Consider the following 15,726-nt stretch of genomic DNA (forward strand, 5'->3'; position numbering starts at 1 on the left):
TTTTAAATTTTTTTATTGATATTTTTTTTGTCACGTTCTATAAATGTTCTGTTGATTAATTGTTTATATAGTATATCAACATAAAACGCATACAACATCTAGTTGTTTTCGTCACAATAACAAAATATAGTAATAAGTATGAATAAGATTCTATCACAGGCCCTAAAGAAAGCTGTCTCTGAATATAGCCCAGAAGTAAAAGAAGCATCAAAAGGAAATAGACCTGATCTTTTTTCTTTAAGTACTGAAACTGAACTTTTTCAAAATGATAAGGGAATTATAATTAAGATCGATCGATCTAAAGATGCAAACTTAACGGACTTTGGTAAGGCAACATTGAAAGATAGATATCTTGGTCATAACGAATCTTTTCAAGATTTATTTGCCCGTGTTGCAAGCTCATATGCTGATGACAATTTACATGCACAAAGAATTTATAATTACATAAGCAACCTTTGGTTTATGCCAGCAACACCTGTTCTATCAAACGGTGGAACTAAAAGAGGATTACCTATTTCATGTTTTTTAAATGAGGCATCAGATAGTTTAGGAGGAATTCTTGATCTTTGGAGTGAAAATGTTTGGTTAGCTGCAAAAGGTGGGGGTATAGGAAGTTACTGGGGTAATCTTAGATCTATTGGTGAAAAAATTGGTAAGGTTGGAAAAACCTCTGGAATAATTCCTTTTATAAAAGTTATGGATTCTTTAACAATGGCAATTAGCCAAGGTTCTTTAAGAAGAGGATCTGCCGCTTGTTATTTGCCAGTCGATCATCCTGAAATCGAAGAATTTATTGAAATGAGAAGACCTACAGGTGGTGATCCAAATAGAAAAGCATTAAATTTACACCACGGTGTTTTACTTTCAGATGCATTTATGAGAGCTGTAGAAAATGATGAGCAGTGGGGACTAAAAAGTCCTGCAGATGGCACTGTTCAACAAACAATATCAGCTAGAAATTTGTGGATAAGATTATTAACTGCAAGAATTGAAACAGGTGAGCCTTATATAATTTATATCGATACTGTTAATAGATTAATTCCACAACATCACAAACTTGCTAACCTAACTGTTAAAACATCAAACTTATGTAGTGAAATAACTTTACCTACTGGAATTGATAAAGATGGAAGAGATAGAACAGCTGTATGTTGTCTATCTTCATTAAACTTGGAAAAGTACGAAGAGTGGAAAGATGATCCTGACATGATCAGTGATGTAATGAGATTTTTAGATAATGTTTTAACTGATTTTATAAAAAAAGCTCCTGACCAATTTAAAGATGCAAAATATTCTGCAGAGAGAGAAAGAAGTGTTGGATTAGGTGTTATGGGCTTTCATTCTTTTTTACAAAAAAATAGAATTCCACTTGAGTCAGTGATGGCAAAATCTTGGAACAAAAAAATATTTAAACAAATTGATGAACAAGTTAATAAAGCTTCAAAAGATTTAGCAGAAGAAAGAGGTGCTTGCCCTGATGCCGCAGAATATGGATATCAAGAGAGATTTTCTAACAAAACAGCAATTGCACCAACTGCTTCAATTTCAATTATTTGTGGTGGAGCATCTCCAGGAGTAGAGCCAATTGCAGCTAATAGTTATACCCATAAAACTTTGTCAGGTTCTTTTAATGTTAGAAATAGATATTTAGAAGAAATCCTTGAAAACCATGGAAAAAATGATGATGAAACTTGGTCTACGATTACAACAAATCAAGGCTCTGTATCTCATTTAGATTTTTTAACTGATTTAGAAAAAGATGTTTTTAAAACTGCATTTGAACTTAACCAGCAGTGGATTATTGAATTAAGTGGAGATAGAACTCCATTTATATCACAAGCTCAGTCAGTAAATTTATTTTTACCAGCCGATGTTCATAAAAAAGAGTTACACAAAATTCATTTTGATGCTTGGAAGAAAGGCTTAAAGAGCCTTTATTACTGTAGATCAAAATCAATTCAAAGAGCTGAAAATATCAATGATGCAAAATCAACAGATGTTTTAGCCAACGTTTATAAAAACAAACAAACTAAATCTGAAGAACCAGAATACGAGGAGTGCCTATCATGTCAGTAGCAGAAAAAATTAAGACACCAAGCAATGAAATAATCCAACCAAAAAAAATGGGTTTATTAGTTGAAAACCCAGTTTACAAACCTTTTAGATACCCTTGGTGTTATGATGCGTGGTTAACACAACAGAGAATTCATTGGTTACCGGAAGAAGTACCACTAGGTGATGATGTTAGAGATTGGCAAAAAAATTTAACTCAATCAGAAAAAAACTTATTAACTCAAATATTTAGATTTTTCACCCAAGCTGATGTTGAGGTTAGTAATTGTTATCTAAGACATTACACAACCGTATTTAAGCCAACGGAAGTTTTAATGATGATGACGGCATTTGCATCAATGGAGACTGTCCATGTAGCAGCTTACTCTCATTTGTTAGATACTATTGGAATGCCTGAGTCAGAGTATTCTGCTTTCATGAAATATAAAGAGATGAAAGATAAATATGACTACATGCAAGGTTTCAACGTAAATTCTAAAGAGGATATTGCAAAAACAGTTGCAGTATTTAGTGCGTTCACTGAAGGACTTCAGTTGTTTGCAAGTTTTGCAATCCTTTTGAATTTTCCAAGACATAATAAGATGAAGGGAATGGGGCAGATTGTTACTTGGTCGGTTAGAGATGAAACTCTTCATTGTAATTCTATGATTAGAGTTTTCAAAGAATTCATAAATGAGAACCCAGAAATATGGACTCCAAAACTTAAAAAAGAGCTTTATGAAGCGTGTAGAACTATTATTGAACACGAAGATGCTTTCATAGATCTTGCGTTTGAAATGGGTCCAATGGAAGGTTTAACTGCTCAAGAAGTTAAAGATTACATTAGGTTTATAGCTAACAGAAGACTTACTCAATTAGGTCTAGAGCCAATTTATGATGTGCAAAAAAATCCTTTAACTTGGTTAGATACAATGTTGAATGCTGTTGAACACATGAACTTCTTTGAAGGTCGTGCAACAGAATATTCTAAAGCATCAACACAAGGTACTTGGGTAGAGGCTTTTAGTTAATCTTTAGAATTATCTATAATTTAATTCCATAACTTTTCGATGCTTACTACCTTTATACTTAGCAAGTGGTCGAATAAGTTTATTTGCTGCGTGCTGCTCCATTATATGCGCAGACCAACCTGTAATTCTTGAAATTACAAATATTGGTGTAAAGAAGTCAGTATCAAATCCCATTAAATGGTAAGTAGGACCAGTTGGGTAGTCCACATTAGGGTGGATATTCTTTTTCTTGATCATTACCTTTTCAACAATGTCATAGATTTTTTCAAAAGTTTTATCCTTTTTAATTTTAGCAACTTTTCCAAAATATTCTCTCATAGTGGGAACTCTAGAATCTCCAGATTTATAAACTCTATGACCAAACCCCATTACCACATCTTTGTTTTTTAAAGCATCATTTATCCATTTTAATGCATTTTCGGGTTTTTTGATTTTTTTCATCATGTGCATTACTTCTTCATTTGCACCACCATGTAGGGGCCCTTTTAAACTTGCTATGGCTCCAGTTATAGCCCCATGAATATCAGACAAACTACTAGTAATGGTTCTTGCGGTAAAAGTTGAAACATTAAAACTATGTTCAGCATACAAAATTAGAGATACATCAAAAGCTTTAACAATTTCTTTTTGAGGAACTTTACCAAAACACATATTAAAAAAGTTTTCAGCAAAACTTAATTCTTTTTTAGGCTTAATAATTTTTTTGCCATTTCTTACTCTGTAAAAAGCAGCTAATGCTGTTGGTGTTTTTGCAAAAATTCTTAGAGCTTTTCTCATATTAGACTCTGGTGAGGAATCTGATGTTTCATTATCTTCTAAACCCATCACACTAACAGCTGTTCTTGCAACATCCATAGGATGGGATTTTTTTGGCATATGTTTAATTATTTCATATAAATTTTTGGATAGTTCTCTGTTATTTTTTTCTTCTTTTTCAAATTGTTTTAATTGAATTGAGTTTGGAAGGTCTTTATTTAAAATTAAATAAGCAACTTCTTCAAATTTGCAGTATTCACATAAATCTTGAGCAGCATAACCCCTATAAGTTAGAGAGTTTATTTCAGGCATTACTTTTGAAACTTCTGTTTCATCAACCACAATCCCTAACAAACCTTTTTTAATTTCATCACTCATTATTCATGTCCTTCCGTACTAAAGTTATAAATCTTTTCATCAAGAGAGTTATATTTCTCATATTCGACTAACTCATAAAGTCTTTTTCTAGTTTGCATTTTATCAATAATATTGTTCTGATGTCCATTTGCATAAATGTCTTTTAAGCCATCTTCTACATTTTTCATGGCTAATCTTTGTGTGGTAACTGGATAAATCACAATATTATAACCAAAATTCTCTAATTCTTTGTAATTGAAAAGTTTTGATTTACCAAATTCAGTCATATTAGCTAACAAATAACATGAAAGTTCTTTTCTAACTTTTTCAAAATCCTTTTCGTCATGTAAGGCCTCTGGAAAGATAATTTCAGCACCGGCATCGATGTATGCTTTACATCTATCAATCATTTTATCAATTCCCTCAACTCCTTTTGCATCTGATCTTGCAATTATTTTAAAATTGCTGTCTTTTTTTGCAGCAACACATTCTTTAATTTTATCAACCATGGCATCTGTTGAAATTAATTCTTTATTATCAAGATGCCCACATCTTTTCCGCTCAACTTGATCCTCAAGATGAACAGCTGTAATCCCAAACTCTTCAAACGTTTCAATTGTTTCTTTGCAAGATTTAAACCCCGTATCTATATCTACAATAGTCGGTAAATTAGTAACCCTTGAAATCAAATAAGATCTAGTACTTACATCTTGTAATGTTGTTAAACCAATATCCGGAAAGCCAAGATCATTAGCCATTACCCCACCAGAAACATACACTGCATCATAACCTATTTCTTCAATCAGTTTGGCTGTTAATGGATTATAGGCACCTGGAACTCTTAATATCTTATTTGATTTTAATTTATCAACAAAATCTATTCTTTTTTGACTTGGTTCTTTGTCAACAAAATGCACTAAAATATTCCTTTTTTTAAATTTCTTTTTAAATCATTTTTTTTAATTTCTATATTTAATTTATCCAATTGACCTGATCTTAAATGTTTTAAGTTTTGAACAGTTTTTAAGAAACGATCACTTTCTTTCTTATTAAGAATACCATCTGTAAGTGTTAAAAACTTATTAATATAATTTTGTCTTTTAAATGGTCTCGCTCCATATGGGTGGGCATCTGCTCTATCAAGTTGTTCACTAATTTTTTTACCATTATTTAAAGTTACAGCTACCTTAGCACCAAAAGATTTTTTCATTGGGTTTGGATCGTGATATTTTTTAGTCCATTTCTTATCTTCGTAAGTCGTAATTGATTTCCAAATTTTAATAGTACTTTTTTTATTTGCTCTGGCCTTTGTGTAAGATTTTACATGATGCCAATCTCCATCCTCTAATGCCACAGCAAAAATATACATAATAGAGTGATCAAGTGTTTCTCTGCTTGCATTAGGATCCATTTTTTGAGGATCGTTTGCTCCTGTGCCAATTACATAATGAGTATGGTGACTAGTAAATATATCAATCTTTTTTATTTGATTTAAGTTAGGTATCTTATTTTTAAGTTTCTTAGCTAAATCAATTAAAGCTTGAGACTGATACTCGGCTGAATATTCTTTTGTATAAGTTTCAAGAATTGCTTTTTTTGACTCTCCTTTTTTAGGAAGAGGAACTTTGTAATTTGCTTTTTTCCCATCCAATATTCTTGCAATAACACTATCTTCACCTTCATAAATTGGGCTAGGGGCTCCTTCACCTCGCATAACTCTATCAACAGCCTCAATTGCAAGTTTACCTGCATGAGCTGGAGCGTAAGCTTTCCAGCTTGAAATTTCACCTTTTCTAGATTGTCTCGTAGAGATCGTTGTATGAAGTGCTTGTTGAACTGCTTGATAAATTGTTTCAGTATTAAGCTTAAGCATTGAACCAAGACCAGCTGCAACACTTGGGCCTAAATGGGCTATATGATCCACTTTATGTTTATGTAAACAAATTCCTTTAACAAGATTTACCTGAACCTCATAAGCTGTAATAATTCCACGCAATAAATCTATTCCACTTACTTTATTTTGTTGTGCAACAGCTAAAAGGGGTGGAATGTTATCTCCTGGATGACTGTAATCAGCTGCTAAAAAGGTATCATGAAAATCAAGTTCTCTAACCGCTGTTCCATTAGACCATGCAGCCCATTCACAATCAAATTTAAGTTTAGAATTTACACCAAATAAAGTTGCACCATTTTTTCTTGAATGTTTAAGTGCCATTTCTCTTGAAGAAATCACAGGTCTTCTATTCAATGATGCTATTGCAACTGATGCATTATCAATAATTCTATTGATTACCATTTCAATTGCTTCTTTATTTAAATTTGCATTATCGCTAGCAATTTCAGCAATTTTCCAAGCTAATTGCTTTTTTTTAGGAAGATTAATTTTAGACGGGTAAACTTTAACTGAATGTAATAACAAAATAACTCCTTAGTAGTGATTTTGTTTTAATAGTTAAAAAAAATTAATCAATATTAAAGATATTTACTTATAATTTTTTCAATACCAATGAAGTCTTTTATTAAGTGATTGTGATAAATTTCCTCAGATTTTTTTTCTGTATACCCATATTTTAGTAAAATCATTGGAATTTCAGCTGCTTTAGCTGCATTTGCATCTGTTTCACTGTCACCAACCATAATTGATTTGTTTTTATCACCATTTAAAATTTCAATAGTTTTAATCAAATGCCTAGGGTCTGGTTTGCAATATTCAAAAGTATTGTATCCAGAGACATATTCAAAAAAGTCATAAATTCCAATTTTTTTTAAAAGATCAATTGCTAAATGTTCAGTTTTATTTGTACAAACTGCCATTGAAACATTTTGGTTTTTGCACCACTCTAAAAATTCTTTTACACCATTAAGAAGAGTGCTCTCATGCAAAATATTTTTTCCATAAAAAGATATAAATTCATCTGACATTTCATTTTGAATTTTTTCATCAAACCATTTCCATTTCCCATTACCTTTAGCCATTATGGCTTTAGCACCACTGCCAACAGCATTCCTTAATTCGTCTATAGATTTTGATGGATAACCAAATTTTTTCATTACATGATTATGTGCACGAATTAAATCGGGCGCTGTATCAACAAGAGTCCCATCTAAATCAAATAAAACAGTAAATTTTTGGCTCATGATTAAAGATATTCTTTTATGATTTTTTCAATACCAGTAAAATCTTTTATAAGGTGATTGTGATATATTTCAGTTGTATTTTTTTCTGTATACCCGTTTTCTAGTAAAACAACCGGTATTCCAGCTGCTTTACCTGCATTTGCATCTGTTTCGCTATCACCAATCATTATAGTTTTTTTAAGATCTCCATCTAAAATTTCTACTACATTTGTGAGATGCCTTGGATCTGGTTTGCAATAATCAAAAGTATCTGATCCAGCCACATATTCAAAAAAGTCGTAAATTCCAATTTTTTTTAAAAGATCATTTGATAAATGTTCTTGTTTATTTGTGCATACAGCCATAGAAATATTTTGCTCTTTACACCAAATTAAAAAATCTTTAACTCCTTTTACTAAAGTACTTTCATTAACAATATTTTTACCATAGAAATTTACAAATTCTTTAACCATTTCATCTTTTATTTTTGCATCCAAGACTTTACTAAATTCTTTTTTTGCTTGTCCCCATATAGATCTTCCAATTAATGCACCAGCACCTTTGCCAACTAAATTTCTAATATCTTCTGTGGATTTAGTGGGATAGCCAAATTTTCTCATTACATGATTATGAGCCAGCATTAGATCTGGAGCTGTATCAACAAGTGTTCCATCTAAGTCAAATAAAATTGTAAATTTTTGCTTCATTTTAAAAGTATTTTAAAGAAATATTATGTGAATTAATTAAGTCATATTCTTAATATAAAGCATTTTAAAATGAAAGATTTAAATTCACAAAAAATTCAAAACAAACTTCGAAATAAATTTTTATACAGTGGTGTTAAAATGGTGGGGTCTGAAACAATTTTTTTTTCAAATGATACTAAAATTGGAAAGAATGTAACTATCGAACCTTATGTTGTTATCGGAAAAAATGTAAAGATTGGAAACAATGTTATAATAAAATCATTTTCTCATTTAGAGTCTTGTAAGATAGAAAACAAAGTTGAAGTTGGACCTTACGCACGAATAAGACCACATACCACTTTAAAAGAAGGATCTAAAATTGGAAACTTTGTTGAAATTAAAAAAAGTACGATTGGAAAAAAATCTAAAGTAAATCATTTGTCTTATATTGGAGATAGTGAAATTGGAAAATCTGTAAATATTGGGGCTGGAACAATTACTTGTAATTATGATGGAGTTAAAAAAAGTAAAACAAAAATTAAAGATAATGTATTTATAGGATCTAATTCATCATTGGTTGCCCCAATTACAATTAACAAACAAAGTGTAGTTGGAGCAGGGTCTGTAATTACAAAAAATGTAGGAAAAAAATCTTTAGCTTTAACAAGAGCAAAACATACTGAATTAAAAAATTATAAAAGAAAATAAATTATGTGTGGAATAATAGGTATCTCTAGCAATAAATCTGTATCAAGCAGCATTATTAATTCTCTTAAAAAATTAGAATATAGAGGTTACGACTCTGCTGGTATAGCAACATTGTCTCAAGGTTTCATTAATGAAGTTAAATCTGAAGGTAGAGTTGAAAATTTAGAAAATAATTTTGATTTAAAAAACCTTTCAGGAAATATAGGTATTGGCCATGTGAGATGGGCAACTCATGGTGTACCAAATAGGATTAATGCTCACCCACATTCATCAGAAAATGTTTCAGTAGTCCATAACGGAATAATAGAGAATTCTACATTACTAAAAAAATATTTATTAAGCAAAGGTCATAAGTTTAAATCTCAAACAGATACAGAGGTTATTGTGCATTTAATTACAGAAAATTTAAAAACATCTGAGTTAAAAGACGCAATTACAAAAACTTTAAAACAACTTCATGGAAGCTTTGCTTTAGGAATTATATTTAAAGATATGCCTGATTTAATAATTGGTGCAAGAAGAGGCTCTCCTCTAGCTGTTGGATATGGTCCTAATGAAAATTATCTTGGATCTGACTCTTATGCTCTAAAATCAATGACTAATAAGATAACTTATTTAGAAGATGGTGAATTTTGTTTTATCAAAAAAGATGAAGTTAATTTCTTTAATGAGGATGGAATAAAGATTAACAAAAAAGTTTTAGAACTTTCTTCTGAACAGCAAAATTATGACAAAGGTGATTTTAAACATTTTATGGCTAAAGAAATTGAAGAACAGCCTCAAACTTTGAAAACAGGTATTAAAGAATATTTAGATAGCATGAATAATGACATCAATATCTATAATTTCCCATGGAAAACAGATGAAATTAAATCAATTATGCTTATTGGCTGTGGTACTGCTTATCATTCTTGTTTAATGGCCAAATATTGGTTTGAAGAATTAACAAATTTAGATGTAAACATTGATATTGCGTCTGAGTTTAGATATCGAAAAAATAGGTTTAAAAATGATACTTTGTATATTTTTGTATCTCAATCAGGAGAAACAGCTGACACCTATGCTGCTTTAGATTTATGTAATAAAAATAAAATGAAAACTTGTGCTGTTGTTAATGTAATAGAAAGCTCAATTGCAAGAGATTCAAATTTTGTTTTACCAATTCATTGTGGCCCTGAAATAGGAGTTGCTTCAACTAAAGCTTTTTTAGGCCAAATACTTGTTTTGTATATTCTATCTCTAAAATTATCATCATTAAGAAATGAAATTGATAACAAAGATTACAAAGAAAAAATTAAAGATCTTAAAGATTTACCAAAATTAATTGAAGAAACATTACTGACAGATAATGATATTCAAGCTATTGCATCAACATTTAATGAAGCTAAAGGATCAATGTTTTTAGGAAGAGGTTTCTCTTACCCAATTGCATTAGAAGGTGCATTAAAACTTAAAGAGTTGTCATACGTTCATGCAGAAGGTTATCCTGCTGGAGAAATGAAGCATGGGCCTCTGGCATTAATTGAAGAAGGTATGCCAGTAGTAGTTTTAGCCCCGAGAGACAGTTATTATAAAAAAACTATTTCAAATATGCAGGAAGTGGTTGCAAGAGGTGCTAAAGTTCTATTGATAACAAATAAAAGCAAAGATGAAATTGTATCTGAAAATATCTGGGAAAAAATTGAAGTAGAAACTACAAATGATGATTTACTTCCATTTCTTTTAACTATACCGTTACAAAAACTTGCATATTATTCAGCTCTCAAAAAAGGTTACGATATAGATAAGCCTAGAAACTTAGCTAAATCAGTAACTGTTGAATAAACCTTAAACTCTGATAAACAATCCTCAGTTGAATATGAAAAATTGGAAAAAAAATAGCTGGAGAAAATATCCTGTAAAACACATACCTGAATATCCAAATAAAAAAGAATTGGATACAGTTTTGGATAAGATAAGTACGTTTCCACCTTTAGTCTTTGCTGGAGAAACTAGACATTTAAAAGATCAACTTTCTGATGTGGTGGATGGAAAAGCATTTTTACTTCAAGGAGGAGACTGCGCTGAAAGTTTTGCAGAATTTAATCCAGATAACATTAGAGACACATTTAAACTAATGTTACAAATGTCATTAGTTTTAACTTACTCAGCATCTTTGCCAGTTGTAAAAGTTGGAAGAATAGCTGGTCAATTTTCAAAACCCAGAAGTTCACCAGTTGAATCTAAAGATGGTTTGGAACTTCCAAGTTATTTAGGTGATAATATTAATGGTATGGAATTTAATGAAAAATCAAGAGTTCCTGATCCAAAAAGATTATTTAAAGCTTACTCTCAATCAGCTGCAACATTAAACCTTATTAGAGCTTTCTGCCATGGTGGTTTTGCTGATCTTCAAAATGTTCATAATTGGAACTTAGGATTTATTAAAAATAGTCCAACGCTAAAGAGATTTAAAGATTTAGAAGATAGAATAGCTGATGCACTAGCTTTTATGGATGCTTGTGGAATTAATTCAGATTTTAACAGAAGATTAAAGACAGTTAATTTTTGGACTTCTCATGAAGCGTTATTATTACCTTTTGAAGAAACAATGACCAGAACAGACTCTACGACTGGAGAAAATCATGACACCTCAGCTCATTTTGTTTGGATTGGAGATAGAACTAGACAGCTCGATGGTGGACACGTTGAATTTTGTAGAGGAATTGAAAATCCAATTGGAATTAAATGTGGGCCAACTTTAAAACCAGAAGATTTAATAAATCTTTGTAATAAAATTAATCCAAGTAATGAAAAGGGAAAAATTACTTTAATATCAAGATTTGGCGCAGATAACGTTTCAAAACATTTACCTAAATTAATAAGAGCAATTAAAAAAGAGGGTTTAAATGTAATTTGGTCGTGTGATCCTTGTCATGGTAACACAATTAAAGCTGCAACAGGATTTAAGACAAGACCTTTTAATAGCGTTTTAAACGAAGTAAAAAATGTATTTGCTTGTCATCAAAGTGAAGGAAGTTATGCGGGAGGTTTGCACATAGAAATGACTGGCCAAAATGTTACCGAATGTATTGGTGGAGCTCAAAAAATATCAGAAAAAGATTTGTCATCTAGGTATCACACCCATTGCGACCCAAGACTTAACGCAAATCAAGCCTTAGAATTAGCTTTTTTAATTTCTGATGAGATTAAAAAAAATAGCTCATATTCTAAAAATGCAGACAGAGCGGCATCTTAAAACATTGTAAAAGATACCAACTAATAATATTTTATGATTATGAATGCCTCAGAAAAAGTAAATTTTATATCTAATTGGATAAAAGATTATGCCAACAATATGCCAAGTAAGGCACAATCATTGGTTATCGGAATCTCTGGTGGGATAGACTCTTCTGTTTCAAGTACCTTAAGTGCAATGACTGGATTAAAAACAATTGTATTATCAATGCCAATTAAACAAAAATCTCAGCAACATGATTTAAGTTTAAAACATCAAGAGTGGTTGGTAGAGAAATTTGATAATGTTGAAGCACACACAGTAAATCTTGATGAATTATTTTCTGCTTTTTCTTCTACTTTATTTCAATTTGATAATGAACATGGAATGGCAAATTCTAGAGCAAGATTAAGAATGACTACTCTTTATCAAGTAGCTGCAGCAAACAAAGGTATAGTTGTTGGCACGGGAAATAAAATTGAGGATTTTGGTGTTGGGTTTTATACAAAGTATGGTGACGGTGGAGTTGATATTTCTCCAATAGCAGATTGTAATAAAACAGAAGTTTGGGAGATAGGAAAAGAACTTGGAATTTTAAAAGAGATAATTGAGGCAGCTCCTACAGATGGACTATGGGATGATGGTAGAACAGATGAAGGCCAACTTGGTTTAAAATATCATGAATTAGAGGAAGCTATGGATAACCCAAACTCACCTAATAGAGCTAAATACGAAACAATAAGAAAACAAAATTTGCATAAAATGGAGCCCATTCCAGTTTGCAAAATTCCAAATTAATCAAATAGATTCACAAATCTATAAATTAAGTATATTTCTAAAATGATGAATAAAGATATTTTTTTAACAAACAATCTAAGTAACAAAAAAGAAAAATTTGTTCCAATAGATGAAAAAAATATAGGCATGTATGTTTGTGGTCCTACAGTTTATGATCACCCCCATATTGGTAATGCTAGACCTATAGTTATCTTTGATATTCTTTTTAAAATACTTAAAAGCAAATATTCATCAGTTATGTATGTTAGAAATATTACTGATGTTGATGATAAAATAATCAAATCATCAAATGATAAGAAAATATCTATCTCAGATTTAACTGAAACTGTAATCAAAAGTTTTGATGAAGATTGTAATTATCTAAATTGTGAGAGCCCAACGGAACAACCTAAAGCGACAGAACATATAGATTTAATGATTGAGATGATTTCTAAATTAATCAAAAAAGATTTTGCTTATGAAAATAATAAGCATGTTTATTTTGAAGTTAAAAAGTTTGAAGACTATGGAAAATTATCTAACAAAAAGTTAGAGGATTTAATTGCTGGATCAAGAGTTGAAGTAAGCGACAACAAAAAGAACTCTGAAGATTTTGTGTTATGGAAACCTTCTTTAGAAAATGAACCTTCTTGGGACTCTCCATGGGGAAAAGGTAGGCCAGGTTGGCATTTAGAATGTTCTGCAATGTCTAAGAAATTTCTAGGTAATGAATTTGATATACATGGAGGAGGAATAGATTTAATTTTTCCACATCATGAAAATGAAATAGCTCAATCAAGATGTGCAAATGATACTAAAGTTTTTGCAAATTATTGGCTGCATAATGCTTTTATTACTATGTCCAATGAAAAAATGGCAAAATCTCAAGGAAATATATTAAAAATAAAAGATTTTAGAAAAAAAGTTAGTGGACAAGTTTTAAGGTTGGCTTTAATTAGCGCACACTACAAACAACCATTGGATTGGAATGAAAAACTATTAGAGGATTGTCAAAATACGATTGATAAATGGTATAATGTTTACATGTCGTCAAACAAAGATGTTAATGATGAAATTATCCAACCTTTGTATGACGATATAAATACACCTGGTTATATTGCAAATTTACATAAACTTTATGAAAAAGCTAATAAAGGAAATGATGAAGACAAACAAATATTTAATTCAGCTTGTAACTTCATAGGCTTACTTCAAGAAACCAAAGAGGTGTGGTTAAGTTATAAAAAAGATAAAGCAGATATTTCAGAAGAAGAAATTGAAAGCAAGATAGAGCTTAGAAATAAAGCGAGAGCTAACAAAGATTATAAAGAAGCTGATAATATAAGAAACTACCTTTTTGATAAAGGTGTTTTAATAGAAGATAAAAATGGTAAAACAATTTGGAATTTTAAATGAGTAAGGAAAAACTATATATTTTTGACACCACGTTAAGAGATGGTGCCCAAACTCAAGGTGTCGACTTTTCAATTGATGACAAAGAGAAAATATCAAATTCACTTGATAACTTAGGAGTTGATTACATAGAAGGTGGTTGGCCAGGAGCTAATCCAACAGATACTGAATTTTTTAATAAAGATCATGGTTTTAAAAATGCTAAATTAACTGCCTTTGGAATGACCAAAAAATCAGAGCATAGTGCGGAAAATGACCCAATGTTATCTTCACTAATTAATTCAAAAAGTTCTTCAGTTTGTTTGTTTGGAAAATCCTGGGATTTTCAAGTTGATGTAGCACTTGGTATCACTAATGAAGAAAATTTAGACAATATTAGTCAAAGTGCAAAACATATAGTTAGCTCAGGTAAAGAATTTATGTTTGATGCAGAACATTTTTTTGATGGATATAAATCAAATCCTGATTACGCATTAAAATGCCTTAAGACAGCGTTTGATCAAGGTGCTAGATGGATTGTTTTGTGTGATACGAATGGTGGAACTCTTCCACACGAAGTATCAAAAATTGTATCCGAAGTTACAAAACATATTCCAGGTGATAATTTAGGTATTCATGCTCATAACGATACTGAAAATGCTGTAGCCAATAGTTTGGCTGCTGTTCAAGCAGGGGTTAGACAAATCCAAGGTACTATCAATGGATTAGGGGAAAGATGTGGGAATGCAAATTTAATGTCTTTAATTCCTTCATTTTTTTTAAAGAAGGATTTCAATGATAAATTTGAACTTAAAATCAAACGAGAAAATTTAAAAAATCTAACTCAATGTTCAAGATTATTGGATGAATTATTAAATAGAAAACCTAACAAACATTTGCCTTATGTGGGAGCTTCTGCCTTTTCACACAAAGGTGGAATGCATGTTTCTGCAGTTCAAAAAAATCCAAAAACTTATGAACATATTGAACCTGAGGAAGTAGGAAACTCAAGAAACATTGTTGTTTCAGACCAAGCTGGTCAATCAAACATAATGTCTAGATTAAAATCTATTGGCATCCAAATTGAAAAAAATGATCCAAAAATTAAAAAACTTTTAAGTGAAGTTAAAGATAGAGAATTTATTGGTTATAGTTATGATGGAGCAGACGCTTCATTTGAATTATTAGCTAGAAGATTGATAGGCGATATCCCGCGATACATATTAATTAATGAGTATGATGTATCAGTAAAAAAAGATAGTACTGGTGAAATCATTTCTCATGCTAAAGCTCAATTAGAGGTCGATGGTCAAAAAATATTATGTGAAGGACAGGGTAATGGACCTGTAAATGCACTTGATAATGCGATTAGAAAAAATGTGAATAAGCTTGCTAAATATTCTGAGTATTTAAAAGACTTAAAACTAGTTGATTATAAAGTAAGAATTTTAAATACAGGGACTGAAGCAGTAACTAGAGTTTCAATTGAAAGCACAGACTCTAAAGGTATTAACTGGTTCACGATAGGTGTTTCACCAAACATAATTGATGCATCATTTAAAGCTTTGGTTGATAGTTTAGATTATAAATTATTTAAGGATAAGGCGCCAGCTAGCCTATAAGTTTTGATTTA

General features: G+C 30.9%; 13 protein-coding genes. 8 read left to right on the forward strand and 5 right to left on the reverse strand.

What is annotated here, in order from left to right; translation table 11 throughout:
• Window positions 1-138: 138 nt before the first annotated feature.
• Together ACIJYF_RS02675 and ACIJYF_RS02680 are read left to right on the forward strand one after the other, a co-directional pair.
• The gene (locus ACIJYF_RS02675; protein WP_435117544.1) at window positions 139-2,076 is read left to right on the forward strand and encodes a ribonucleoside-diphosphate reductase subunit alpha; all 1,938 of its coding nucleotides are present in this window, start codon (window positions 139-141) and stop codon (window positions 2,074-2,076) included.
• On the forward strand, window positions 2,067-3,083 hold the full coding sequence (locus ACIJYF_RS02680) for a ribonucleotide-diphosphate reductase subunit beta (protein WP_435088893.1): 1,017 nt from the start codon (window positions 2,067-2,069) through the stop codon (window positions 3,081-3,083). The genes ACIJYF_RS02675 and ACIJYF_RS02680 overlap by 10 nt, the downstream gene beginning before the upstream one ends.
• Window positions 3,084-3,092: 9 nt before the next feature.
• Here ACIJYF_RS02680 and ACIJYF_RS02685 read toward each other — a convergent pair whose 3' ends face one another.
• The 5 genes from ACIJYF_RS02685 to ACIJYF_RS02705 are packed head-to-tail and all read right to left on the reverse strand — an operon-like array spanning window position 3,093 to window position 8,020.
• Window positions 3,093-4,217, reverse strand: coding sequence for a bifunctional 2-methylcitrate synthase/citrate synthase (locus ACIJYF_RS02685; protein WP_435117546.1), 1,125 nt, complete (start codon window positions 4,215-4,217; stop codon window positions 3,093-3,095).
• On the reverse strand, window positions 4,217-5,113 hold the full coding sequence (gene prpB, locus ACIJYF_RS02690; protein ID WP_435117548.1) for a methylisocitrate lyase: 897 nt from the start codon (window positions 5,111-5,113) through the stop codon (window positions 4,217-4,219). The genes ACIJYF_RS02685 and prpB overlap by 1 nt, the downstream gene beginning before the upstream one ends.
• Entirely contained in the window at window positions 5,113-6,615 is a 1,503-nt protein-coding gene (locus ACIJYF_RS02695) for an MmgE/PrpD family protein (RefSeq protein ID WP_435117550.1), read from the reverse strand. Before ACIJYF_RS02695 ends, prpB begins: the two co-directional genes overlap by 1 nt.
• Window positions 6,616-6,668: 53 nt before the next feature.
• Window positions 6,669-7,334 (reverse strand): HAD family hydrolase, encoded by a 666-nt coding sequence (locus tag ACIJYF_RS02700; protein WP_435117552.1) that lies wholly within the window; start codon window positions 7,332-7,334, stop codon window positions 6,669-6,671.
• Window positions 7,335-7,336: 2 nt separating this feature from the next.
• A complete protein-coding gene (locus ACIJYF_RS02705) occupies window positions 7,337-8,020 on the reverse strand; it encodes an HAD-IA family hydrolase (RefSeq protein ID WP_435117554.1) in 684 nt (227 codons plus the stop codon).
• Window positions 8,021-8,089: 69 nt separating this feature from the next.
• Between ACIJYF_RS02705 and ACIJYF_RS02710 the strand changes: the two genes are divergently transcribed.
• The 6 genes from ACIJYF_RS02710 to cimA are packed head-to-tail and all read left to right on the forward strand — an operon-like array spanning window position 8,090 to window position 15,715.
• The gene (locus ACIJYF_RS02710) at window positions 8,090-8,707 is read left to right on the forward strand and encodes a DapH/DapD/GlmU-related protein (protein ID WP_435117556.1); all 618 of its coding nucleotides are present in this window, start codon (window positions 8,090-8,092) and stop codon (window positions 8,705-8,707) included.
• Window positions 8,708-8,710: 3 nt separating this feature from the next.
• Window positions 8,711-10,531 (forward strand): glutamine--fructose-6-phosphate transaminase (isomerizing), encoded by a 1,821-nt coding sequence (gene glmS / locus ACIJYF_RS02715; RefSeq protein ID WP_435117558.1) that lies wholly within the window; start codon window positions 8,711-8,713, stop codon window positions 10,529-10,531.
• Window positions 10,532-10,565: 34 nt separating this feature from the next.
• Window positions 10,566-11,945 (forward strand): class II 3-deoxy-7-phosphoheptulonate synthase, encoded by a 1,380-nt coding sequence (locus tag ACIJYF_RS02720; RefSeq protein ID WP_435117560.1) that lies wholly within the window; start codon window positions 10,566-10,568, stop codon window positions 11,943-11,945.
• A 39-nt stretch (window positions 11,946-11,984) separates the two neighbouring features.
• Complete coding sequence (gene nadE, locus ACIJYF_RS02725) at window positions 11,985-12,722, forward strand: NAD(+) synthase (RefSeq protein ID WP_435117562.1); 738 nt, start codon at window positions 11,985-11,987, stop codon at window positions 12,720-12,722.
• 45 nt (window positions 12,723-12,767) lie between these two features.
• Complete coding sequence (gene cysS, locus ACIJYF_RS02730) at window positions 12,768-14,117, forward strand: cysteine--tRNA ligase (RefSeq protein ID WP_435117564.1); 1,350 nt, start codon at window positions 12,768-12,770, stop codon at window positions 14,115-14,117.
• The gene (cimA, locus tag ACIJYF_RS02735) at window positions 14,114-15,715 is read left to right on the forward strand and encodes a citramalate synthase (protein WP_435117567.1); all 1,602 of its coding nucleotides are present in this window, start codon (window positions 14,114-14,116) and stop codon (window positions 15,713-15,715) included. Before cysS ends, cimA begins: the two co-directional genes overlap by 4 nt.
• Window positions 15,716-15,726: the final 11 nt, after the last annotated feature.

Source organism: Candidatus Pelagibacter bacterium nBUS_49 (assembly GCF_051200925.1).
In the GTDB taxonomy this organism is placed as follows: domain Bacteria; phylum Pseudomonadota; class Alphaproteobacteria; order Pelagibacterales; family Pelagibacteraceae; genus Pelagibacter.

Excerpts from the sequence above, each read along its gene's own strand:
- ACIJYF_RS02675 (WP_435117544.1), top strand. The coding sequence starts at position 139 with ATGAATAAGATTCTATCACAGGCCCTAAAGAAAGCTGTCTCTGAATAT.
- ACIJYF_RS02680 (WP_435088893.1), top strand. The coding sequence starts at position 2,067 with ATGTCAGTAGCAGAAAAAATTAAGACACCAAGCAATGAAATAATCCAA.
- ACIJYF_RS02685 (WP_435117546.1), bottom strand. The coding sequence starts at position 4,217 with ATGAGTGATGAAATTAAAAAAGGTTTGTTAGGGATTGTGGTTGATGAA.
- ACIJYF_RS02700 (WP_435117552.1), bottom strand. The coding sequence starts at position 7,334 with ATGAGCCAAAAATTTACTGTTTTATTTGATTTAGATGGGACTCTTGTT.
- ACIJYF_RS02705 (WP_435117554.1), bottom strand. The coding sequence starts at position 8,020 with ATGAAGCAAAAATTTACAATTTTATTTGACTTAGATGGAACACTTGTT.
- ACIJYF_RS02710 (WP_435117556.1), top strand. The coding sequence starts at position 8,090 with ATGAAAGATTTAAATTCACAAAAAATTCAAAACAAACTTCGAAATAAA.
- glmS (WP_435117558.1), top strand. The coding sequence starts at position 8,711 with ATGTGTGGAATAATAGGTATCTCTAGCAATAAATCTGTATCAAGCAGC.
- ACIJYF_RS02720 (WP_435117560.1), top strand. The coding sequence starts at position 10,566 with ATGAAAAATTGGAAAAAAAATAGCTGGAGAAAATATCCTGTAAAACAC.
- nadE (WP_435117562.1), top strand. The coding sequence starts at position 11,985 with ATGAATGCCTCAGAAAAAGTAAATTTTATATCTAATTGGATAAAAGAT.
- cysS (WP_435117564.1), top strand. The coding sequence starts at position 12,768 with ATGAATAAAGATATTTTTTTAACAAACAATCTAAGTAACAAAAAAGAA.
- cimA (WP_435117567.1), top strand. The coding sequence starts at position 14,114 with ATGAGTAAGGAAAAACTATATATTTTTGACACCACGTTAAGAGATGGT.